Origin of the sequence: Pseudomonas sp. CFBP 8758 (assembly GCF_014841725.1) — a bacterium.
Taxonomy (GTDB): domain Bacteria; phylum Pseudomonadota; class Gammaproteobacteria; order Pseudomonadales; family Pseudomonadaceae; genus Aquipseudomonas; species Aquipseudomonas baltica.
Genome location: NZ_JACYUK010000003.1, coordinates 483858 through 504238 on the forward strand (window position 1 = coordinate 483858; position 20381 = coordinate 504238).

Genomic DNA, 20381 nt, shown 5'->3' on the forward strand with positions numbered 1-20381 from the left:
ATACCCGAGCCTCCCTCGCAACGCTTGGTGCCGCTCACACGACCCTGGCAGCGGTCAGGCCGGGCAGGCCGTATGGCCGTTGTCCAGGCCTTGCTTGACGTTGCGCGAGAGCAGGCTGGCCTTGCCGTCGTGCCAGGTCAGGGTCAGCACGTAGAGTGAATCGAAATCGCCGGATTCCCAGTCGTCGGTGATGTTCATCTTCTGACCTACGGCTCGGCCGGCCACCTCGTTGATCAGCTCTGGCAGGTACCCATGCGACCAGGCGGTGTAGATGACGGCATTGTGGTACTTGTCGCGCATCAGTTCCTTGGCCAGATCCTGGGTGTCGTTGGCGCCGTATTCGATGTTCACCGGCAGGCCGAGCTTGATCGCACTGGGGCTGATGGTCATCAGCGGGCGCAGGTAGCTGTAGGATTCGTCGTTCTCGCCTTCCTCGACGTGCCGGCCAGGGTCGGCGGCGAACACGAAATCGGCATTGCCGAACCGTTGTGGCAGCACCTCGGCCAGGTTCAGTGCGCGGTTGAGGCCCTGACAGTTGAGCTGGCCGAGGCCACCGGCGGGTTTCTCGGCGTGGCGCAGGAACACCAGGGTCTGCGTGCCATCCACTGGAGCCGCACGGCTGTCGCCGATTTCGAAAGCCAGGAAGGAACAGGTACCGGCCAACAGCATGGCGGGCAATGCGTAGTAGTAGCGTTTCAACTGCCGGGCACAGTTGCTCAAAGTTTTCATAGGATGGGTCTTGAACTCTCTTTGGGTTAGCTGACACACCCGTCCAATGCGTGCTGCGAGCAGCCGCCTGGGTCTCCCTGTCTTTGTTTTTCCTGCCTGTTATCCTGTGGCAGGGGCGACTCTCTGAGTGTCATGTTGCCTTTAGGTTCGGCACTTGTGCCAATCAAGATAGTGGCATTTTGTTTCAAATTGACGACGTCTCGCCTGTGCGCAGGCCTGCGCCCAGAGCACGGGTCAAGGCCTGGCGGGTATCGAACAACGCCTGGCGAAACACCTCATGCTGCGCCTCGACCCGCCATACCGGACCTACCAGCGCCAGGGCGTACTGACCTTGCGAGGTCTGCAGGGCCACGGCCACGGCACCAACGCCCATCATGTGCTCATTGGCGTCGCAGGCATAGTCCCGCGCGCGGACCTCAGCCAATTGTTCAAGCAATTGCGGCAGGTCCGGTGTGCTGGGCGTCAGCGGCTCGAGCACCGGGCCGAGCAGTTGCACGACGGCTTCGTCGCTCATCTTGGCCAGCAATGCCTTGCCCCCCGAGGTCGCGTAGACGCTGAGGAAACTCCCGGAGGAGGGCGCGACACGCAACGGCTGCGGCGACACCACCGAGTGCAGCAGCATCAGGTGGGTGCCGTTGCGGTTGACCAGTACCGAGGTTTCTCCGGTGCGCTCGGTCAGTGCCTCCATATAGGGGCGGACCTGCTGGATGATGTCGACATGGCTGTTGGAGGCCAGGCGCATCAATGCCGGGCCCAGGCACACGCCGCCGGCGCCGTGCACCTTGAGCAGCTCTTCGTGGGCCAGGGCGTCGACCAGCCGCTGCACCGTGGAGCGGGGCAGGTCGATGCGCCTGGCGATCGCCCCCAGGCTCAGACCGTCCGGTTCGCTTTCGAGGCAGCGCAGGATAGCCGCTGCCCGGGAGATCACTTGAATGCCGTTGCGATCATTGTCGCTGCTCATGTAATTTGCCTTTTGTATCGCTGTTCGGTACAGTGTATCGCATAACTTGCTAAGCCAACAGGTTAACCAGTCAACAGGTTACCGAGCCAACAGTCAGTCTGTCGTCGGTTGCCGCCAGCAGGATTTCTTTGTGTCCCCACCTTCACCTCCAGCCCCGGCCCCTTTCGGCGGGCGTCTGGCACTCGGCCTGATCGGCGTATTGATCGCCGCGCTGACGTCCGGCATCAATGACCGTGTCACCGACATTACCCTGGCCGACCTGCTGGGCATCTACGGTTTCGGCCACGATGAAGGCAGTTGGGTCAGTTCCGCCTACGCGGCCGCCGAGGTCTCGGCGATGCTGCTGGCGCCCTGGCTGGCGGTAACGTTTTCGCTGCGCCGCTTCGCCATCGTGGTCACCGTGGCCTTCGCCGGTTTCGGCGCACTGTGCCCGTTCGCGCCCAATCTGGAAAGCCTGCTGCTGTTGCGCGTGCTTCAGGGCCTCGCCGGCGGGGCGCTGCCGCCGCTGCTGATGACCGCCGCGCTGCGTTTCCTGCCGTGGCACATCAAGTTGTACGGGCTGTCGGCCTATGCGCTTACCGCCACCTTCGGGCCGAACCTGGCGATGCCGCTTGCCGCGCTGTGGACCGAGGGCGGTGACTGGCGCATGGTGTTCTGGCAGATCATTCCAGCGTGCCTCATCGGCGCCGCCTGCATTGCCTATGGCCTGCCCCAGGATCCCTTGCGCCTGGAGCGCTTCAAGCAGGCCGACTGGCGCGGTGCCTTGCTCGGGACCGCGGGCATCAGCATGCTGATCATCGGCCTGACCCAGGGCGAGCGGCTCGACTGGCTCGACTCGCCGTTGATTGCCTTGCTGCTGATCGGCGCCGGCGTCTGCCTGCCGCTGTTCCTGCTCAACGAGTGGTTCCACCCGCTGCCACTGTTCAAGCTGCAGTTGCTGGGCCGGCGCAACTTCGCCTTTGGCATCACCACGCTGTGCCTGTTCCTGTTCGTCGGCATGGCCGGCAGCGCGATTCCGGCAGGCTACCTGACCCACATCCAGGGCTATCGGCCGCTGCAGACCATGCCCACCGCGCTGTGCATCGCCTTGCCGCAGCTGCTCGTCGCGCCACTGGTGGCGTTCGTCATCAACCGCAACTGGGTGGATTCGCGCTATGTGATGGCGGCCGGTTTCGGCCTGCTGACCCTGGCCCTGCTGGGCGGCTCGCAGATCACCGCTGAATGGATCCGCGACGACTTCTATCTGTTGCAGGCCCTGCACACGTTCGGCCAGCCGATGGTGGTGGTGCCGTTGCTGATGATTGCCACCGGCGTGATTCATCCGCTGGAGGGCCCGTTCGCCTCGTCCATGGTCAACACCCTGCGCGGGCTGTCTTCGGTGGTGGCCGGCGTGGTGCTGGAGAATTTCGTCACCGCCCGCGAGCACCTGCATTCCAACACCTTGCTCGACCAGCTCGGCAGCAGCTACCAGAGCCTGATGCCGCTCTACGGCGAACCGGCCGCCGAGATGGCCGGTCGGGTGCGCGCGCAAGCGTTCGTGCTCAGCTACAGCGACGCGTTCCTCGCGCTGCTGGCCTTCATCGCCGTGCTGCTGGTGGTGTTGGTAACCCTGCCCAAACGCGCCTATCCACCGCAACCCCCGGTACCGTCATGAAATCCGTTATGAACAACCGAACCGCTGTATCCCTCATCGGCGCCGCCATCCTCGTCTGCGCGGCCTATGGCCTTTATCACGTGCTGCACAGCGATGGTGTGCAGCGCACCGACGATGCCTACATCCGCGCCGACTCGGTGCTGGTGGCGCCACGTGTGGCCGGGGTGGTCACCGAGGTGCTGGTGCAGGACAACCAATCGGTCCAGGCCGGGCAGTTGCTCGCGCGTCTGGACGAGCGCGACTACGCGGCATCGGTCGCGGCCGCCCACGCCAATGTCAGTGCCGCACAGGCACAGGTGAAGAATCTGCGCGCCAGTATCGAGCGTCAGGCGGCCGTGATCGACCAGGCCAGCGCCGCGACCCGTGCCACTGCCGCTTCGCTGAAGTTTGCCCAGGCCAACGCCCAGCGCTACCGCAACCTGTCCCAGGCCGGCGCCGGCACCCAGGAAGAGCGGCAGAAGGCCGAGGCCGAACTGCAGGGCTGGGAAGCCTCGCGCGACCGCGATGCGGCCTCGCGGGTCGCGGCCCAGCGCACCCTGGACGTGCTCAAGGCCGAACTGGAAGTGGCCGAGGCAGCAGTGGACAAGGACCGCTCCGCGTTGCAGCAGGCCGAGCTGAACCTGTCGTACACGCAGATCCTGGCACCCGCCGATGGCATGATCGGCCAGCGTTCGGTGCGTGTGGGCGCCTACGTCGCGCCCGGCCGACCCCTGCTGGCACTGGTGCCGCTGCACCAGGCGTTCGTGGTCGCCAACTTCCGCGAAACCCAGTTGGCGCACATGCACGCCAGGCAGCGTGTGGACATTCGTGTCGACAGCATTCCCGACCAGGTTTTCCGCGGCCATATCGACAGCGTGGCACCGGCCACCGGCCTGTCGTTCGCGCCGATCAGCCCGGACAACGCTACCGGCAACTTCACCAAGGTGGTGCAGCGCATCCCGGTCAAGGTGGTGTTCGAGGCCGACCAACCGCACCTTGACCGTCTGCGGGTGGGCCTGTCGGTGGTCGCGTCGGTCGATACCACCCAGGAGCCCTGAAATGAAACGTGCATTGCTGGTTCTAGCCTTGAGCAGCCTGGGCGCCTGCAGCGTCGGCCCGGACTTCCAGCGTCCTCGGGCAGCGTTGCCAACCCAGTGGCAGGACAGCGCCGGGACGCGCGCCGATGCGGCGCTGGACGCCGCCTGGTGGCAGCAGCTGGGCGACCCGCAACTGACCGCGCTGGTCACCCGCGCGGCCAAGGCCAACCTGGACATCCGCTCGGCGAGCAACCGCGTGCAGCAAAGCCAGGCCCTGCGCCAGGTCAGCGGCAGCCAGCAATTGCCCGGGCTCAGCGCGCGTGGCGGCTACCAGCGCGAGCGCAACAGTGGCGAGGGGTTGAACGATCCGTCCGGCCAGAACGGCCGGGCGCCTTTCGAACTGTGGAGCGGGGCGCTCGACGCCAGCTGGGAAGTGGACCTGTGGGGCCATGTCCAGCGCAGCGTGGAGATGGCCGAGGCCGACGTCCAGTTCAGCCAGGCCGAGCGCGATGCGGTCGGCTTGAGTATCGCGGCGCGCACCGCCACCGACTACATCCGCCTGCGTGGCGTGCAGGCGCGCCTGGCGGTGGCGCGGCAGAACCTGGACATCGCCCGGCAAAGCCAGCGCCTGACGCAGACCCGGTACGACAACGGCGTCACCACCAACCTGGACACCGCCAACGCCGCCGCACTGGTGGCAACCATCGAAGCCTCGCTGCCGATGCTGCAGGCGCAACAGGACCGCTTGATCAACGCCCTGAGCTACTTGCTGGCGGAGCCGCCCCGGGCCCTGGCCGACGAACTGCGCACCCCGCAGGCCATTCCCAACCCCGCCCCGGACGTGCCCATGGGGGTGCCCTCGGAGCTGGCGCGGCGCCGGCCCGACATCCAGCGCAGCGAAGCCGCCCTGCATCGCGCCACGGCAGCCATCGGCGTGGCCAAGGCGGATTTCTATCCGCGGGTCAGCCTGGGCGCCAGCTTCGGTTTCCAGGCGCTGGCCGGCTCGGACCTGGGCGGCTGGGATTCGCGCAGCTGGTCGTTCGGCCCCAGCCTGTACCTGCCGATCTTCCAGGGCGGGCGACTGACCGGCACCCTCGAGCTGCGCGAGCACCAGCAGCAGCAAGCGGCGCTGGACTACCAACGAGTGGTGCTGGCGGCCTGGCACGAGGTCGACGATGCCATGAGCGACTATGCCGCCGAACAGCAGCACCACGCGGCGCTGGGCGAGGCAGTGCGGCAGAACACCGTGGCCCTGGGCACTGCCCGCGACCGTTACAACCAGGGCGCCACCGACTTTATCAACGTACTGGGTGTACAGCGCGCGCTGCTGGCCACGCAAACCCAGCTGGTCGACAGCGCCACCGCGGCGGCGATCGACCGTGTGCGTCTGTATCGGGCCCTTGGCGGAGGATGGCCGAAAGACGCCTGAAGAAGCCGCGATGTGCCCGGCCAGCCGTGCTAGGGTAAGGTCTGTCAGCCAACAGGAGCCTGCCCATGCCCGACCTCGCCCCGTTCACGCTCAGCAACCCGCCCGGCCTTTTCGACCCGGCGCCCTATGGCTACTCCCATGTGGCCGAGGTCGCCGCTGGCAGCAAGTTGCTGTTCATCGCAGGCCAGGGCGGTGAAAGCCTGGACAGCAGCATCTCCCCGGACTTCCAGCTGCAGGCCGGGCAGGCCCTGGCCAACCTGCGCACCGCACTGGCCTCGGTCGGTGCCGATTATTGCCATGTCGCCAAGCTGACCGTGCTGGTGGTCGATCACGACCACGAGCGTCTGGCCATCTGGAGCGACACCCTGCGCGAGGCGTGGGGCGGCGAAATGACCCCTGCCTGTACGTTGATCCCGGTGCCGCGCCTGGCCCTGGACGGTATGCTCATCGAAGTCGATGCGGTCGCGGTGGTGCCGCAATGAGCGAGTTGATCAGCGCCCTGCGCGGCATCGTCGGCGCCACCCACGTGCTGACCGAGTCGGCCGAGACCGAACGTTTCCGCCAGGGCTTCCGCTTCGGCAGCGGCAACGCACTGGCCGTGGTCCGCCCCGGCTCGCTGCTGGAGCAGTGGCAGGTGGTCAAGGCCTGCGTGGCGGCGGACGTCATCGTCATCATGCAGGCGGCCAATACCGGCCTGACCGGTGGTTCCACGCCCGACGGCGGCTACGACCGCGAAGTGGTGATCATCAGTACCTTGCGCATGCGCACGGTGCATGTGATCGAGGAGGGTCGGCAGGTCATCTGCTTCCCCGGTTCCACCCTCGATCAGCTGGAAAAGGTCCTCAAGCCGCTGGGCCGCGAGCCCCATTCGGTGATCGGTTCTTCGTGCATCGGGGCTTCGGTGTTCGGCGGTGTCTGCAACAATTCCGGTGGCTCGCTGGTGCGCCGCGGCCCGGCCTATACGCAGATGGCCGTGTATGCCCAGCTCGGTGCGGACGGCACCTTGCAGCTGGTCAACCACCTGGGCGTCGAACTGGGCGACACGCCCGAGCAGATTCTGGGCAACCTCGACGCCCAGCGCTACACCGCAACCGACATCAAGGCCGATGCCGGGCTCGGTTCCGACCATGGCTATGCCGCCTATGTGCGCGAGGTCGACGCGCCCACCCCGGCGCGCTTCAACGCCGACCACCAGCGCCTGCACGAGGCCAGCGGCAGTGCCGGCAAGCTGGCGGTGTTCGCCGTGCGCCTGGACACCTTCGCCGCCGAGCGCGACACCGCCGTGTTCTACATCGGCAGCAACGACACCGCCGACCTCACGCAGATTCGCCGGCACATGCTCGAGCAGTTCGACGAACTGCCGATTGCCGGCGAGTACATGCATCGCGACGCCTATGACGTGGCTGCCGAGTACGGCAAGGACACCTTCCTGATGATCCACCACCTGGGGACGCAGCGCCTGCCCAGGATGTTTGCCCTCAAGAGCCGCGCCGACACCTTTCTCAAGCGCTTTCCCTGGCTGCGCGCCAACCTCGCCGACCGGGTCCTGCAGGTCGCCGCGCGCTGCTTCCCCGATCACCTGCCACCCCGCATCCGCGATTTCCGGCAGCGTTACGAGCATTACCTGATGCTCAAGGTGTCAGCCGGCTCGGTGGCACCGACCCAGAAGCTGCTCGAAGGATTGTTCGCCGGGCGCGAGGGAGACTTCTTCCGCTGTACCGCAGAGGAGGGCAGCAAGGCCTTCCTGCATCGGTTTGCCGCTGCCGGTGCGGCGGTTCGCTATCGCGCGGTGCATGACCGCGAGGTAGAGGACATCGTGGCCCTGGATATCGCCCTGTCGCGCAACGATCGGCAGTGGTTCGAGACGCTGCCCGACGACATCGAGCAGCAGATGATCGTCAAGCTGTACTACGGGCATTTCTTCTGCCACGTCTTCCACCAGGACTACATCCTGCGCAAGGGCAGTGATTGCCTGGCGGTGGAGCATCGCATGTGGGCACTGCTCGACGAGCGCGGCGCCGAGTACCCCGCAGAGCACAACGTCGGCCATCTGTACCCGGCCAAGCCGGCGCTAAAGGCGTTCTACCAGCAGCTGGACCCTTGCAACGCGTTCAACCCGGGTGTCGGCCAGACATCCAAATGTCGCCACTGGCACGAATGATAGAGCGGGCAATCCGAGATTGTGCACGACCCTGTAGGAGCGGTCCGTGGCCGCGAAAGGTTGACGCGGTCGGCCTGATCCACCGCGATAGCTTTTTCGCGGCCGCTGACCGCTCCTACGGGGAACCGAAAACCGCGCAGAACCTTGTAGGAGCGGTCCGTGGCCGCGAAAGGTTGACGCGGTCGGCCTGATCCACCGCGATAGCTTTTTCGCGGCCGATGACCGCTCCTACGTGAGGGCCACGGGGGGGGGCGTCAGTCCGGCAGCCACTCCTGCAGGGTCAACTCGACGGTGATGAACGACAGGTTGCGGCCGCGCTCCAGTCGTCCGGCGAAGATGTTGCCGTCGGCGTCCGCAACCACCGCCTGCAGGCGACTCTCGCCGATGACGATCTCACCACTGATGCTCAGAATCTCCACTCCCGGTCCCGGCACGTTCAGGGTCTTCATGCCGTGTCGGCCCAGATAGCCCAGCTGTGCATCGATCAGGCTGCCCAGCCCGCCGCGAATCACGGCCAATGCGATCCCGTGGCTGGCGCACAGCGCCTCGGCGCTTTCAACGATGTCTTCGTTGGGTTTGAGCCGGGCGACCACGAGTCGGCCCAGGCGGCCGGTCTGGATGCTGGAAGCGGACAGGTCGGGTTCGAGTACGGCGCTGGCGTTCATGAGGCCTCCTGGTCGATCGGGTGCAAGAGATTGAAGTGGGTTTCGGCATCGGGCTGTGCCTGATAGGCGACCTGATCGAACAGGCACAGGCGGATCACCAGGTTTTCGCTGCCGACCACCAGTTTGTCGAGCACCAGATGGCCACCGTGCTGCTGCCCGTCGCGGTCCAGGAACCCGGCGTGGCAATGCAGCAACGGCATGTTCTGCGCATCGCGGCCGACGGTGATGGCACCGCTGATGAACGTGATGTAGCCGTCCAGTACCACCGGCGCACCGTAGTCGTAGGGGCGCTCGGCCTTGTCGGTGACCACCATGCGGTGATAGCTCAGGTGCGCCGCGCCGCCACAGAGAATGCGCCCCACCGCGCTGCCGTAGCGGCGCCCGCGCAGGGCGGCCAGCAAGCCTTCGGCGACGTTGCACGCCAGGGGCAACACGATGCGCAACTCTTCACCCTGGGCCACGCTGCGGTCCAGGCGCCGCGGCTGCTGCGCCGGCCCGCCGTGGACGAACACCCGTACGCCATCGCGCTGTTCGAAATGGGGGTTCATCAGGCTACCTCCTCGCGTTCCTGCAGCAGTGCGCGGATCTGCTTCTTGACGATCTTGCCGTAGCCGGACTTGGGCATGTCGTCCCAACGCACGAAGTGCTTGGGCCATTTGTAGCGAGCCAGGCGCGGCTCCAGATGGGCCAGTAACTGCTCGTCACTGACCGGGCCGGTGGTGACGATCACCGCGCAGCCGCATTCGCCCCATTTCGCGTCCGGCATGCCCAGCACGGCCACTTCGTTGACAGCAGGGTGAGTCAGCAGGGCTTCCTCGACCTCGCGCGGGTAGACGTTGGAACCGCCGGAAATGTACATGTCCGAGGCCCGGCCGGTGATGAACAGGTAGCCGTGCTCGTCGACGTGGCCCAGGTCGCCGGTGTGGAACCAGCCGTGCTTGAAGCAGCTGGCGTTGGCCTCGGGGTTGTTGTAGTAGCCGCTGAACACCGCCGGGCCGCGCACGCAGATCTCGCCGTCCTCGCCGGTCGCCAGTTCCTGGCCCGACTCGTCGAGAATCGCCACTTGCATGCCAGTGCGCGGATAGCCGCAACTGCCGACCTTGGCGGCCGGGGAATCCTCGGCATCGTGGCAATCGGCGGGCAGCACGGTGATGTTGCCGGTGACTTCGCCCAGCCCGTAATACTGCACCAGCACCTTGCCCAGCTTGCGCAGGGCGTGACATTGGTCGGCGCGGTACATCGGCGCGCCGGCATAGATCACCTGGCGCAGGCTGCTGTGGTCGTAGCGGTCGACGGCGGGGTCTTCGGTAAGCATCTTGACGATGGTCGGCACGGTGAACAGGTTGTCGACCCGGTGTTCCTGCACCAGGCGCCAGGCTTCGTCGCAGTCCAGTCGATCGCCGGCCGGCAACACGCAGGCGGCGCCGCGTGCGACGTTGACCAGCGCATGGATGCCGGCGCCATGGGACAACGGCGCCAGCACCAGGGAGCGCGAGTGCTGGGTCAGGCTGGGCATCAGGTCGGCGATGTGGTTGTTGATGACGAAGGCCATCTGCCCGTGGGTGAGCACCCCGGCCTTGGGGTGGCCGGTTGTGCCCGAGGTGTAGAAGAACCACAACGGGTCATGGTAGTTGACGTCGGCGGGGCGGAAAGCGCTGGCGTGCGGCGCGCCTTCGTCCAGCAACTGCCCGTAGCTGAGTTCGCCTTCGCGGGGTTCGCCAAGGGCGATCACATGCACCAGGGCCGGCGACTCGGCGCGCACGGCATCCACGTAGTGAGCCAGGCCGTCGTCGTAGAACATGGCCACCGCGCCGCTGGAACTGCCCAGATAGGCAGCCTCGGGCGGAGTGATGCGCACGTTGGTCGGTACCCATACCGCGCCCAGGCGGAACGCCACCCAGGCGCTCTCGAACAGCGGCAGGTTATTGCGCGAATGCACCAGCAATTTGTCGCCCTTGCCCAGCCCGCGCGCGCGCAGTACGGCGGCGACGCTGTCGACCCGCTGCGAGATGCTGCGCCAGGTGTGCACCTGGTCACCGCGGATGAACCCCGGTGCATCCGGGTAGCGGCGGGCAATCTGGTTGAGCAGTTCGCCCAGGTTCATCACATTGTCGATGCCGGTCATTGCACGCGCTCCAGAATGCTCACGTAGTTGGTCACCGCGGCGCCGCCCATGTTGAACACGCCAGCGCGGTCGGCCTTGGCCAGTTGCATGTCGCCGGCCTGGCCGCTGAGCTGCATGGCCGCCATCACGTGCATCGACACGCCGGTAGCGCCGATCGGGTGGCCCTTGGACTTGAGCCCGCCAGAAGGATTGATCGGCAGCCGGCCGTCCTTGCGGCTGATGCCCTCGGCGATCACCCGTGCGCCCTGGCCGCGTTCGGCCAGGCCCATGGCTTCGTATTCGAGCAGTTCGGCAATGGTGAAGCAGTCGTGGGTTTCCACCAGCGACAGGTCGGCCAGGCTCAGGCCAGAGGTGCCCAGCGCTTGCTGCCAGGCGCGCGCCGCGCCTTCGAAGAAAGTCGGGTCGCGGCGCGATAGCGGCAGGTAGTCATTGACCTGCACTGCAGCGCGGAAACTCACCGCCTGGCCACGGCCGGGCGCATGGTCATCGCGACTGATGACCAGGGCGGCGGCGCCGTCGGTGATCAGCGAGCAGTCGGTGCGCTTGAGTGGCCCAGCCACGAACGGGTTCTTTGCCGACGGCTCGCGGCAGAATTCATAGCCCAGGTCGCGACGCATGTGTGCATAGGGGTTCAACGCGCCGTTGGCGTGGTTCTTCGCGGCGATCATCGCCAGCGCGTCCGACTGGTCGCCGTAGCGGTCGAAGTAGGTCTGGGCGATGGTGCCGAACACCCCGGCGAAGCCGCCCTCGATCTGTGCTTCCTCCTTGGCGTAGCAGCATTTGAGCAGGATCTTGCCGACTTCCTCGGTGGGCAGCGTGTTCATCTTCTCGAAGCCCACCACCAGCGCGTGGCGCGACTGGCCGGAGAGCACTGCCTGCAACGCCGAATGGATCGCCGCCGAGCCAGTGGAGCAGGCGTTCTCCACGCGCACCGAAGGGGTGAAGCGCAGGGCCGGGATGTGGTTGGCGAGCAGGGCGGAGGGGAAATCCTGATAGAGAAAGCCGGCGTTGAAATGGCCGACGTGAACCGAATCGATCTGTTCGGCGTCAAGCCCGGCATGCTCGAGCGCAGCCACGGCCGCATCGGCCATCATCTGCTCGGGGTCGAGCTGGTCGAATTTGCCGAAGGGGGAGTGGTACCAACCGCTGATGACTGGCGAACCCATGAGGTCTTTCCTCGAATGAAATCTGGATTGATGTTGTTTGCCAAGGTCGATAGCAAGAGCGGTGCCAAGGGCTTGAAACGCCGGCCCGTGGCGGGCTGGCTGTTACCGTGGCGAGGTGTCGTGTCGCCACAGGTGTCGCTTCGTTCGCGGCAGGCGACACCTGCGGGAGACACCTGTTACATCAGGCTGTACGGCGCTTTAGGCGTGAAACGTGCGGATACATTCGAGTCGGTACAGTTTTGTTCAAGAAAAACAGGGGCTTGCTTGCCGGCGGGCGCCCTTGGATACGCTTTTTGCGCCGACGGGGCAGGGGTGGCACCCGATTTGCTTTCTCACCCTGCATCCCCAGCGCCAGCCACGGCAGCCCGGTCATCAAACCGGTCAATAAAAACAAGAAGGTCAGGAGAGCTACATGAGTGATTTCTCGCGCCGCAGTTTCATCAAGACCGCCACCCTCGCATCGGCGGCGGTCGCAGCCACCGGCCTGGGCTTGTACAGCTCGAAAAGCCAGGCGGCGGACTTCAAGCTCAAGTTCGCCAACAACCTGCCCATGATTCACCCGATGAACGTCCGGGCGCGGGAAATGGCCAAGGCGATCAAGGAAGAGACCGACGGCGCGGTGCAGATCCAGGTGTTCCCCAGCAGCCAGTTGGGCAGCGACACCGACACCCTGGCCCAGGTGCGCTCCGGCGCGGTGGACATGTTCGCCCTGTCGCCGGTGATCCTCGGCACCCTGGTGCCTTCGGTACAGATCAGCGCCGTAGGCTTTGCCTTCAAGGACTACGATCAGGTCTGGAGTGCGATGGACGGCGAGCTCGGCGCCCATGTCCGCGGCGAGATCGCCAAGACCGAGACCCTGTTCGCCTTCGACAAGATCTGGGACAACGGCTTCCGCGTCACCACCACCAGCACCCGTCCGGTGCTCAAGCCCGAAGACCTGATCGGCATGAAGCTGCGCGTGCCGCCCAGTCCGATCATCATGTCGATCTTCAAGGCGTTCGATGCGGCGCCCACCAGCATCAACTTCGCCGAAGTGTATTCGGCCCTGCAGACCCGCATCGTCGAGGGTCAGGAAAACCCGCTGACCCTGGTGTCGTCGGCCAAGCTCTATGAAGTGCAGAAGTATTGCTCGCTGACCAATCACGTGTGGGACGGCTTCTGGATGCTCGGCAACAGCAAGTCTTTCGCCCGCCTGCCGGCGGACATGCAGGCCGTGGTGCGCAAGCACGTCGATGCCGCGGTGATGAGCCAGCGCGCCGACCTGGCGGCCTTGCAGGGCAGCATCCGCGACACCCTCAAGGAAAAGGGCCTGGAGCTGGCCGACACCGAGCCGCAGGCGTTCCGCGAGAAGCTGCGCAGCGCCAACTACTACGCCGACTGGCACGAGAAGTTCGGTGAAGCGGCCTGGGCCATCCTCGAAAAATACTCCGGGAAGCTGGCATGATGAGCGCCGAGGCGATGCCGGTCGAAAACGCTGCCATGCCCCTGCCGGCCCGGGCGCTCATCTGCCTCAACCGCGGCGCCATGCGCGTGGTCGAGGTGCTTGCCGTAGCCTTGATGCTGGTCGAGACCTGTGTACTGCTGGCCGGCGTGGTCTCGCGCTACGTGTTTCACAACCCGCTGGTGTGGACCGATGAGCTGGCATCGTCGCTGTTCATCTGGCTGGCGATGTTCGGCGCCGTGCTGGCCCTGGATCGGGGCGAGCACATGCGCATGTCGGCGCTGGTGAACAAGCTGCCACCGGCCTGGCGTGGTTTCAGCGAAACCCTGTCGGCGCTGATCGTGGTGCTGTTCGTGGCCATGATCATCACCCCGGCGATGGTCCACTCCCACGAGCAGATGGCGATCACCACCCCGGCGCTGGGCATCCCCGACGGGGTGCGCGCGGCAGCCTTGCCGGTTGGCGCCATGCTCATGCTGCTGGCAGCGGTGTCACGCATGGCGCGCTACTCCACGCTGCGCCAGTTCGTCGCCGGCGTCGCCGTGGTCGCGGTAGTCGGCGGCACGCTGTGGCTGTCCCAGCCGCTGCTGGCGGAGATCGGCAACTACAACCTGGTGGTGTTTTTCCTGGTGCTGCTGGGCGCCTGCGTGTTCGGTGGCATCCCGATCGCGTTCGCCTTCGGCACCGCGACCATGGCCTATCTGGCGCTGGCCACCCATGCACCTTTGTCCATCGTGGTCGGTCGCATGGACGAGGGCATGTCGCACATGGTCCTGCTCGCCGTGCCGCTGTTCGTCCTGCTGGGGGTAGTGTTGCAGCTGTCGGGCATGGCCCGCACCCTGATCGATTTCATGGCCTCGCTGCTGGGGCATGTGCGCGGTGGCCTGCAATACGTGCTGCTCGGTGCGATGTTCCTGGTGTCGGGAATCTCCGGTTCCAAGGTGGCCGACATGGCCGCGGTGGCGCCGGCCCTGTTCCCGGAAATGAAGAAGCGCGGCTCCGAGCCGGAAGAACTGGCCGCCTTGCTGGCGGCTACCGGTGCCATGACCGAGACCATTCCGCCCAGCCTGGTGCTGATCACCATCGGTGCGGTATGCAGTGTCTCGATCACCGCGTTGTTCATCGGCGGGCTGATGCCGGCGGTGGTCGCCACCGTAGTCATCGCCATCGTCTGCTGGTGGCGCTCGCGCAAGGAAGCCATGCCCACCGTCAAGCGCGCACCGATGTCGGTGGTCGCCAAGACCTTCATGATCGCCTTGCCGGCCCTGGCGTTGCCGCTGCTGATCCGCGTGGCCGTGCTCGAAGGGGCGGCGACCGCCACCGAGGTGTCGACCATCGGTGTGGCCTACGTGGTGCTGGTGGGGCTGGTGATGCACCTGTTCATGCGCCACATCGAGTTCCGCAAGGTCTATCCGATGATGATCGAGGCTGCGGCACTGTCCGGGGCAATCCTGTTGATCATCGGCATGGCTTCGGCCATGGCCTGGGCACTGACCCAGTCGGGGTTCTCGGCCAACCTGGTCGACCTGATCAGCGAGATACCGGGCGGGGCGATCGGCTTCATGTTCGTCACCATCGTCACCTTCCTCATCCTGGGCAGCGTGCTCGAAGGCATTCCGGCCATCGTGCTGTTCGGCCCCTTGATGTTCCCGTTGGCCGAAATGCTCGGCATCCACCCGGTGCACTACGCCATGGTGGTGATCCTGGCCATGGGCATCGGTCTGTTTGCGCCGCCGTTGGGGGTGGGTTTCTACGCTGCCTGTGCCATCAGCAAGACGTCGTCCGACCACGTCATCCGGCGTGTCTGGGGGTACTTGGCGGCACTGGTGGTGGCCTTGGTCATCGTTGCCTGTTTCCCGTGGATTTCCATCGGTTTCCTTTAAGAGAGTCCTGGTCATGAGCCAAGCAGTCAGACAGCTTTCAAGCACCACCGGCGTGAAGAGCATTGGCGCAGGTCGGGTAGCTTTCATCACCGGCGCGGCCATGGGCATTGGCGCGGCAATCGCCCAGCGCCTGGGCGAGGACGGCCACCGCGTGGTGGTCGCCGACATCAACCGCGGCGCCGCCGAGGAAATGGTCGCCGGCCTGCGCGCGCAGGGGATCGATGCCGAGGCGGCGATGATCGACATCGGTGATGCCGAGTCGATCGCCGAGGTGTTCGCGAGCCTGCCGCGCTGCGACGTGCTGGTGAACAACGCTGGCATCGCCAGGACGCAAGCCTTCCTGGACTGCGACCTCGCCGATTGGCAGCGGGTACTCAACATCAATGTCACCGGCGCACTGTTGTGCGGTCAGCACGCGGCACGCTTGATGAAGGCGCAGGGCTGGGGGCGGATCATCAACGTCGCCTCCATCAGCGGCATGCGCGCGAGCGCGGGGCGCACCGCGTACGGCACGTCGAAGGCAGCGGTCATTGGCCTCACCCGGCAAATGGCGATCGAGCTGGCCGAGTACGGGATCACTGTCAACGGCATCGCGCCGGGGCCGGTGGACACGCCGCTGACCCAACGCCTGCACTCGAGTGCCACCCGCGAGTCCTACGCCCGCGCCGTGCCCATGCGTCGTTACGGCACCCCCGCGGAAATGGCCGGCGCGGTGGCCTTCCTGGCATCCGACGATGCTTCCTACATCAGCGGACACGTGATCCCGGTGGACGGCGGCTACATGGCCTCCGGCATCCTCGAAATCTGACTGCCAGGTAAAAGTTCAGGGCGGCGTGTCAGGCATACCGCGTCAATCCTTCGCGGCCACTGACCGCTCCTACGAAGGATCTGCACAATCGCAAGCTCTCCTGTAGGAGCGGTCATCGGCCGCGAAAAGGGCACCGCGGTGTGTCAGGCATACCGCGTCAACCCTTCGCGGCCACTGACCGCTCCTACGAAGGATCTGCACAATCGCAAGCTCCCCTGTAGGAGCGGTCATCGGCCGCGAAAGGGGCGCCGCGATACCTCAGGGGTTCACTGATCCTGCAGCGTCGCCTCTTCCCCGGCGCGCATGGCGCTTTCCACGAACGTGGCGATGCAGGGGTTGTGGTTGTCGGCCTTCCATACCGCGACCACTTCGATCACCGGCGGTGCCACCAGCGGCCGAAAGGTGGTGGTGGTCAAGCGCATGTTGCGCATCGAGCGCGGAACGATGGCGATGCCCAGCCCTTCACCCACCAGATTGACGATGGTCTGCTGCATGTTGATTTCCAGCCCCACGTTGGGCGTCACGCCATGCTGCAGGCAATAGTTGACGATCATGTCATGCAAAGCCGGGGCGATGCGTCGCGGCACGATGATAAAAGTCTCTGCAGCCAGATCACGCGGATCGATCAACGGCTGCTCCAGCAACCGATGCCCAGGCGGCAGCACCACCGTCATTTCCTCGCGGTAGATCGTCACCGTTTCCAACCCACTGCAATCCTGCGGGCGGTACATGATCGCCACATCCTTGTGGCCGCTGCTGATGTCCTGGGCCAGGTCCATGGGCAGTGTTTCGGTGAGCTTCAGATTCACCTGCGGATACTGCGCCGCGTAACGCCGAGTGATCGCGGGCGTCACGCTGTAGGCCGTCGACATCATGAACCCCACCGACAATTCCCCGGCCGCCCCACGAGCCGCCGCCAGCGCATTGCGCTTGGCCTGCTCGAACGCCGCAAACACCGTTCCGGTGTCCAGATAGAAACGCTGGCCGGCATCGGTCAATTCCACCTGCCGCCGCGAGCGGTCGAACAGCTTTACCCCCAACTCGTCTTCCAGCAAGGCGATCTGCCGCGACAACGGCGGTTGGGAGATGTGCAGCCGCTCGGCCGCGCGGCCGAAGTGCAGGGTTTCGGCCAGCGCACGAAAGTACTGTAAATGCCTGAGCTCGATCATTGATGCTCGCAAAGGTATCAGTGGGTGCCTGATTATGGATTGGAAAACATAACTCCGCCTGCCGTATTGTGAAATGGCCACAGCGTCGAGGCTTGCGTCACGAGCGCCAGACCTCGAGATAGTCACAAGCTATAGAACAATAAAAGGTGACGCCGATGTCTTCTGTATGCGAACACACCGCACGTGCTTCGACTTCTTCGCCCGCACTTTCTTCGCCCGCCGCGTGCGATTCCGATATTGCCAACGACAGCGACCCGCAGGTTCGCCAGGCCTTTCGTCGCGCCCTGCGCCTGATGGAGCGTGGCATTGCCGTGCTCATCCAGGGCGAAACCGGCACCGGCAAGGAAGTGCTGGCCCGCGCCCTGCACGCCCACAGCCAACGCCATCGGGCGCAGTGCGTCGCGCTCAATTGCGCCTCGATTCCACAAAGCCTGATCGAAAGCGAACTGTTCGGCTACTCGCGCGGCGCCTTCTCCGGCGCGTTGCCCTGCGGCAAGAAAGGCAAGGTCCAGCAGGCCGACGGCGGCACCCTGTTCCTCGATGAGATCGGCGACATGCCGTTCGAACAGCAGACGCGCCTGCTACGGGTGATCGCCGAACGCGAAGTCACACCCTTGGGCGCCGAGCGCAGCGTCAAGGTCGACTTCGCCCTGATCTGCGCGACTCACCAGAACCTCACTGGCCTGGTGCAACAAGGCACGTTTCGCGAAGACCTGTTCTATCGCATCGCCACCGGTGTGGTGCAATTGCCGCCGCTGCGCGAGCGCACCGACCGCGCCGAATTGGTCTGCCGCATGGTGGCCAGCGAATTGCCCGGCTGCGACCCTCGGCAACTCATCGCCTCGGATGTCTGGCCACTGCTGCTCAATCATCCCTGGCCAGGCAATCTGCGGCAGATGCGTGCGGTGATTCGCTACGCCTGTGCCGTGATGGAAGGTACCCGCATCCAGCGCGCCGACCTGCCGGTGGACTTCATCGCCCAGGGCAGTGCGCCCGCCGTGTCGCCTGCCAACGTCACGCCGATCCGTCGTCCGGTGATTCTTGCCGCACCGGTGGACGAGCGCGCCGACGTGCTCGATGTGCTCAACGCCTGCCGCTGGAACATGTCGGCGGCGGCGCGTGCCCTGGGCATCTGTCGACCATCGCTGTATCGCGTCCTGCGCCGCCTGGGCATCCCGCCGCTCAAGGACCAACTGGCCCAGGGCGCCTACCTGCCAGCCTGACGCCGCCTCTGTATTGCCTGATCTTCAACCAAGGGAACAACAATAATGAATGCCCCTATCAGTCTTGCCATCACCGGCCAGGTGGCGGTGGTGACCGGTGCCGCGCGCGGTATCGGCCTTGCCATCGCCCAGGCGCTGGGTCAATGCGGTGCCCGGGTGGCAATTGCCGACCTCGACGGCGCGGCCGCGCGCGCCGCTGCCGGGCAGTTGTGCGAACTGGGCATCGACGCTATCGGTGTGGCGGTGGATGTGTCCGACGAAGCCCAGGTGCAAGCGATGGTCGACAGCGTCGAGCAGGCGCTGGGCTGCGTCGACATCCTGGTCAACAATGCCGGGATCGTCTCCACCGGACCGCTGCTGGAAGTCAGCGCCGCCGAATGGAACCGGGTCATGGCCATCGACCTCACCAGCGTGTTCTTCTGCGCCAAGGCCGTGTTGCCGGGCATGATGGCCCGGCGCGCCGGACGCATCATCAATATCGCTTCGGTGGCCGGCAAGCGCGGTGGCGGCCTGCTGGGCAACAGCTGCTATGCAGCGGCGAAGGGAGGAGTGATCGCCCTGACCAAGGGCCTGGCCCGTGAAGCCGGGCCGTTCAATATCACCGCCAATGCCATTACTCCCGCCTTGACCGACACCGACATGACCCGCGCCCTGAGCCCCGAGGCGCGCGCCAAAGTGCTCGCCGACATGCCGCTTGGCCGTGCCGGCTCGCCACGCGACATCGCTGCAGCAGTGTGCTTCCTGGCCAGTGGCGCGGCCAGCTTCGTCACCGGCGAGATCATGGACGTAGACGGCGGCTACATGCGCGACTAGCGCTGCACCCCGGCCGGTATCAAGGCCAGGATCAGCGACACCGTGACCAGCGACAACAGGGTCGAGACCAGGATCGCCCGCGACATGGTGTCGGCCTCACGGCCATACAGCGCAGCCAGCATGAACGGCCCGTTGCCGATGGGCAGGGCGCTCACCAGCAGTGCCGCCCAGGCCCACATCGCCGGTATGTCGAACACCCAGAACGCCAACCAGGCGGTCAGCGCCGGCTGCACCAGCAGCTTCATCGCCACCAGCATGGCCAAGGTCTTGCCGTCGGCCTTGTGCGATTTTTCCGCCGCCAGGAACAGACCGATCGACACCAGCGCACAGGGTCCGGCCGCCGCGCCGAGAAACTGGAACAGCTGGCGCACGCCCACCGGCAGCACCAACCCGCTGTAGGCGACCAGCGAACCCAGCACCGGGGCGACCATGATCGGATTGCGCAGCAGCGATTTGCCGACTTTGAGCAGGGTACGCCCCAGGCGTTTCTCGGTTTGCTGGAAGGTCTCGATCATGATGATGGCGACAGCGAACAGCAGGCAGGCGGTCATCACCGCGCCGATCACCGCCGGGGCGATACCGGGGTCGCCGAACGTCAGCAGGCACAGCGGGATGCCAAGAAACCCGGAGTTCGGATAACCCGCCCCGAGGGCATCGATGGTGGCATCGAGAAAGTGCGCACGGGCCCGCACGCGCAGCCACAGCGTCAACAGAAACACGATGCCCATGCCCAGGCCGAAAGCCACCACATAGCCCATGTCCAGCCCGTGCAGTGTGCCCAGCCGCGCCATGGCCTCGAATAACAGGGCCGGCAAGCCGAGGTAGATCACGAAACGGTTGAGCTCGATCGAGGCATTGGGCCCCAGGACGTTGCGCCGACGGCAGACGAAACCTACCAGAATCAACCCGAACACTGGAAAGGCGACGTTGAAGATTGCGAGCATCGGGTGCTGTGTCCTGTGGACTGTTGGAAGCCCCAGTGTAGCAGCGTCGCCACCCGTGGCACGGCAAGTTGCGCCGGGTCGGCGCAATTGGCCACACCCCAACTCTCGACGCGGACCTACCGTTGGGCAACTCGTCGTTTTTTACTTGAATGCAGGGGGGGAGCTGCATCTACACTGATGGCACTATCACATTA

The 20381-nt window shown here is 65.5% G+C and carries 18 protein-coding genes; 10 read left to right on the forward strand and 8 right to left on the reverse strand.

What is annotated here, in order from left to right; all coding sequences use genetic code 11:
- Positions 1-54: 54 nt before the first annotated feature.
- Positions 55-729: a histidine phosphatase family protein gene (locus IFT75_RS09075; RefSeq protein ID WP_192054407.1), complete on the reverse strand. Its 675-nt coding sequence runs from the start codon at positions 727-729 to the stop codon at positions 55-57.
- Between the two features lie 184 nt (positions 730-913).
- Entirely contained in the window at positions 914-1690 is a 777-nt protein-coding gene (locus IFT75_RS09080) for an IclR family transcriptional regulator (protein WP_192054409.1), read from the reverse strand.
- A gap of 130 nt (positions 1691-1820) precedes the next feature.
- Between IFT75_RS09080 and IFT75_RS09085 the strand changes: the two genes are divergently transcribed.
- From IFT75_RS09085 to dld, 5 genes are all read left to right on the forward strand, one after another.
- Complete coding sequence (locus tag IFT75_RS09085) at positions 1821-3344, forward strand: MFS transporter (RefSeq protein WP_446731061.1); 1524 nt, start codon at positions 1821-1823, stop codon at positions 3342-3344.
- A gap of 8 nt (positions 3345-3352) precedes the next feature.
- Positions 3353-4381 carry an HlyD family secretion protein gene (locus IFT75_RS09090; protein ID WP_244646840.1) on the forward strand — a complete coding sequence of 343 codons (1029 nt, stop codon included), beginning with the start codon at positions 3353-3355 and terminating at the stop codon, positions 4379-4381.
- A gap of 1 nt (position 4382) precedes the next feature.
- The gene (locus IFT75_RS09095; RefSeq protein WP_192054411.1) at positions 4383-5789 is read left to right on the forward strand and encodes an efflux transporter outer membrane subunit; all 1407 of its coding nucleotides are present in this window, start codon (positions 4383-4385) and stop codon (positions 5787-5789) included.
- 65 nt (positions 5790-5854) lie between these two features.
- Positions 5855-6271 (forward strand): RidA family protein, encoded by a 417-nt coding sequence (locus IFT75_RS09100; protein WP_192054413.1) that lies wholly within the window; start codon positions 5855-5857, stop codon positions 6269-6271.
- Positions 6268-7950, forward strand: a complete 1683-nt coding sequence (gene dld / locus IFT75_RS09105; protein WP_192054415.1) for a D-lactate dehydrogenase — start codon at positions 6268-6270, stop codon at positions 7948-7950. Before IFT75_RS09100 ends, dld begins: the two co-directional genes overlap by 4 nt.
- Positions 7951-8204: 254 nt before the next feature.
- On the opposite strand, the gene IFT75_RS09110 is transcribed toward dld, so the two are convergent.
- Genes IFT75_RS09110 through IFT75_RS09125 form a run of 4 tightly spaced genes read right to left on the reverse strand, consistent with a single transcriptional unit; the run spans position 8205 to position 11906 of the window.
- Positions 8205-8615: a PPC domain-containing DNA-binding protein gene (locus tag IFT75_RS09110; protein ID WP_122714218.1), complete on the reverse strand. Its 411-nt coding sequence runs from the start codon at positions 8613-8615 to the stop codon at positions 8205-8207.
- Entirely contained in the window at positions 8612-9163 is a 552-nt protein-coding gene (locus IFT75_RS09115; protein WP_192054417.1) for a hypothetical protein, read from the reverse strand. Before IFT75_RS09115 ends, IFT75_RS09110 begins: the two co-directional genes overlap by 4 nt.
- Complete coding sequence (locus IFT75_RS09120) at positions 9163-10740, reverse strand: acyl-CoA synthetase (RefSeq protein WP_199864077.1); 1578 nt, start codon at positions 10738-10740, stop codon at positions 9163-9165. Before IFT75_RS09120 ends, IFT75_RS09115 begins: the two co-directional genes overlap by 1 nt.
- Positions 10737-11906 carry an acetyl-CoA acetyltransferase gene (locus IFT75_RS09125; protein ID WP_122478481.1) on the reverse strand — a complete coding sequence of 390 codons (1170 nt, stop codon included), beginning with the start codon at positions 11904-11906 and terminating at the stop codon, positions 10737-10739. The genes IFT75_RS09120 and IFT75_RS09125 overlap by 4 nt, the downstream gene beginning before the upstream one ends.
- Before the next feature lie 412 nt (positions 11907-12318).
- On the opposite strand from IFT75_RS09125, the gene IFT75_RS09130 reads away from it, so the two are divergent.
- The 3 genes from IFT75_RS09130 to IFT75_RS09140 are packed head-to-tail and all read left to right on the forward strand — an operon-like array spanning position 12319 to position 16038.
- The gene (locus tag IFT75_RS09130) at positions 12319-13350 is read left to right on the forward strand and encodes a TRAP transporter substrate-binding protein (protein WP_192054419.1); all 1032 of its coding nucleotides are present in this window, start codon (positions 12319-12321) and stop codon (positions 13348-13350) included.
- Entirely contained in the window at positions 13347-15230 is a 1884-nt protein-coding gene (locus tag IFT75_RS09135; RefSeq protein WP_197975690.1) for a TRAP transporter large permease, read from the forward strand. The genes IFT75_RS09130 and IFT75_RS09135 overlap by 4 nt, the downstream gene beginning before the upstream one ends.
- Before the next feature lie 13 nt (positions 15231-15243).
- Positions 15244-16038: an SDR family NAD(P)-dependent oxidoreductase gene (locus IFT75_RS09140; protein WP_192054420.1), complete on the forward strand. Its 795-nt coding sequence runs from the start codon at positions 15244-15246 to the stop codon at positions 16036-16038.
- Positions 16039-16304: 266 nt separating this feature from the next.
- Here the strand turns inward: IFT75_RS09140 and IFT75_RS09145 are convergent, their stop codons facing one another.
- Complete coding sequence (locus IFT75_RS09145; protein WP_122714213.1) at positions 16305-17207, reverse strand: LysR family transcriptional regulator; 903 nt, start codon at positions 17205-17207, stop codon at positions 16305-16307.
- A gap of 155 nt (positions 17208-17362) precedes the next feature.
- On the opposite strand from IFT75_RS09145, the gene IFT75_RS09150 reads away from it, so the two are divergent.
- Together IFT75_RS09150 and IFT75_RS09155 are read left to right on the forward strand one after the other, a co-directional pair.
- Entirely contained in the window at positions 17363-18430 is a 1068-nt protein-coding gene (locus IFT75_RS09150) for a sigma-54-dependent Fis family transcriptional regulator (protein ID WP_122478473.1), read from the forward strand.
- Between the two features lie 45 nt (positions 18431-18475).
- Complete coding sequence (locus IFT75_RS09155; RefSeq protein WP_192054422.1) at positions 18476-19243, forward strand: SDR family NAD(P)-dependent oxidoreductase; 768 nt, start codon at positions 18476-18478, stop codon at positions 19241-19243.
- Here IFT75_RS09155 and IFT75_RS09160 read toward each other — a convergent pair.
- Positions 19240-20187, reverse strand: coding sequence for an AEC family transporter (locus tag IFT75_RS09160; protein WP_185793546.1), 948 nt, complete (start codon positions 20185-20187; stop codon positions 19240-19242). The genes IFT75_RS09155 and IFT75_RS09160 overlap by 4 nt on opposite strands.
- Between the last annotated feature and the right edge of the window lie 194 nt (positions 20188-20381).

Coding starts and splice junctions, on each gene's coding strand:
- IFT75_RS09075 (WP_192054407.1), bottom strand. CDS start 729: ATGAAAACTTTGAGCAACTGTGCCCGGCAGTTGAAACGCTACTACTAC.
- IFT75_RS09080 (WP_192054409.1), bottom strand. CDS start 1,690: ATGAGCAGCGACAATGATCGCAACGGCATTCAAGTGATCTCCCGGGCA.
- IFT75_RS09090 (WP_244646840.1), top strand. CDS start 3,353: ATGAACAACCGAACCGCTGTATCCCTCATCGGCGCCGCCATCCTCGTC.
- IFT75_RS09095 (WP_192054411.1), top strand. CDS start 4,383: ATGAAACGTGCATTGCTGGTTCTAGCCTTGAGCAGCCTGGGCGCCTGC.
- IFT75_RS09100 (WP_192054413.1), top strand. CDS start 5,855: ATGCCCGACCTCGCCCCGTTCACGCTCAGCAACCCGCCCGGCCTTTTC.
- dld (WP_192054415.1), top strand. CDS start 6,268: ATGAGCGAGTTGATCAGCGCCCTGCGCGGCATCGTCGGCGCCACCCAC.
- IFT75_RS09110 (WP_122714218.1), bottom strand. CDS start 8,615: ATGAACGCCAGCGCCGTACTCGAACCCGACCTGTCCGCTTCCAGCATC.
- IFT75_RS09115 (WP_192054417.1), bottom strand. CDS start 9,163: ATGAACCCCCATTTCGAACAGCGCGATGGCGTACGGGTGTTCGTCCAC.
- IFT75_RS09120 (WP_199864077.1), bottom strand. CDS start 10,740: ATGACCGGCATCGACAATGTGATGAACCTGGGCGAACTGCTCAACCAG.
- IFT75_RS09125 (WP_122478481.1), bottom strand. CDS start 11,906: ATGGGTTCGCCAGTCATCAGCGGTTGGTACCACTCCCCCTTCGGCAAA.
- IFT75_RS09130 (WP_192054419.1), top strand. CDS start 12,319: ATGAGTGATTTCTCGCGCCGCAGTTTCATCAAGACCGCCACCCTCGCA.
- IFT75_RS09135 (WP_197975690.1), top strand. CDS start 13,347: ATGATGAGCGCCGAGGCGATGCCGGTCGAAAACGCTGCCATGCCCCTG.
- IFT75_RS09140 (WP_192054420.1), top strand. CDS start 15,244: ATGAGCCAAGCAGTCAGACAGCTTTCAAGCACCACCGGCGTGAAGAGC.
- IFT75_RS09145 (WP_122714213.1), bottom strand. CDS start 17,207: ATGATCGAGCTCAGGCATTTACAGTACTTTCGTGCGCTGGCCGAAACC.
- IFT75_RS09150 (WP_122478473.1), top strand. CDS start 17,363: ATGTCTTCTGTATGCGAACACACCGCACGTGCTTCGACTTCTTCGCCC.
- IFT75_RS09155 (WP_192054422.1), top strand. CDS start 18,476: ATGAATGCCCCTATCAGTCTTGCCATCACCGGCCAGGTGGCGGTGGTG.
- IFT75_RS09160 (WP_185793546.1), bottom strand. CDS start 20,187: ATGCTCGCAATCTTCAACGTCGCCTTTCCAGTGTTCGGGTTGATTCTG.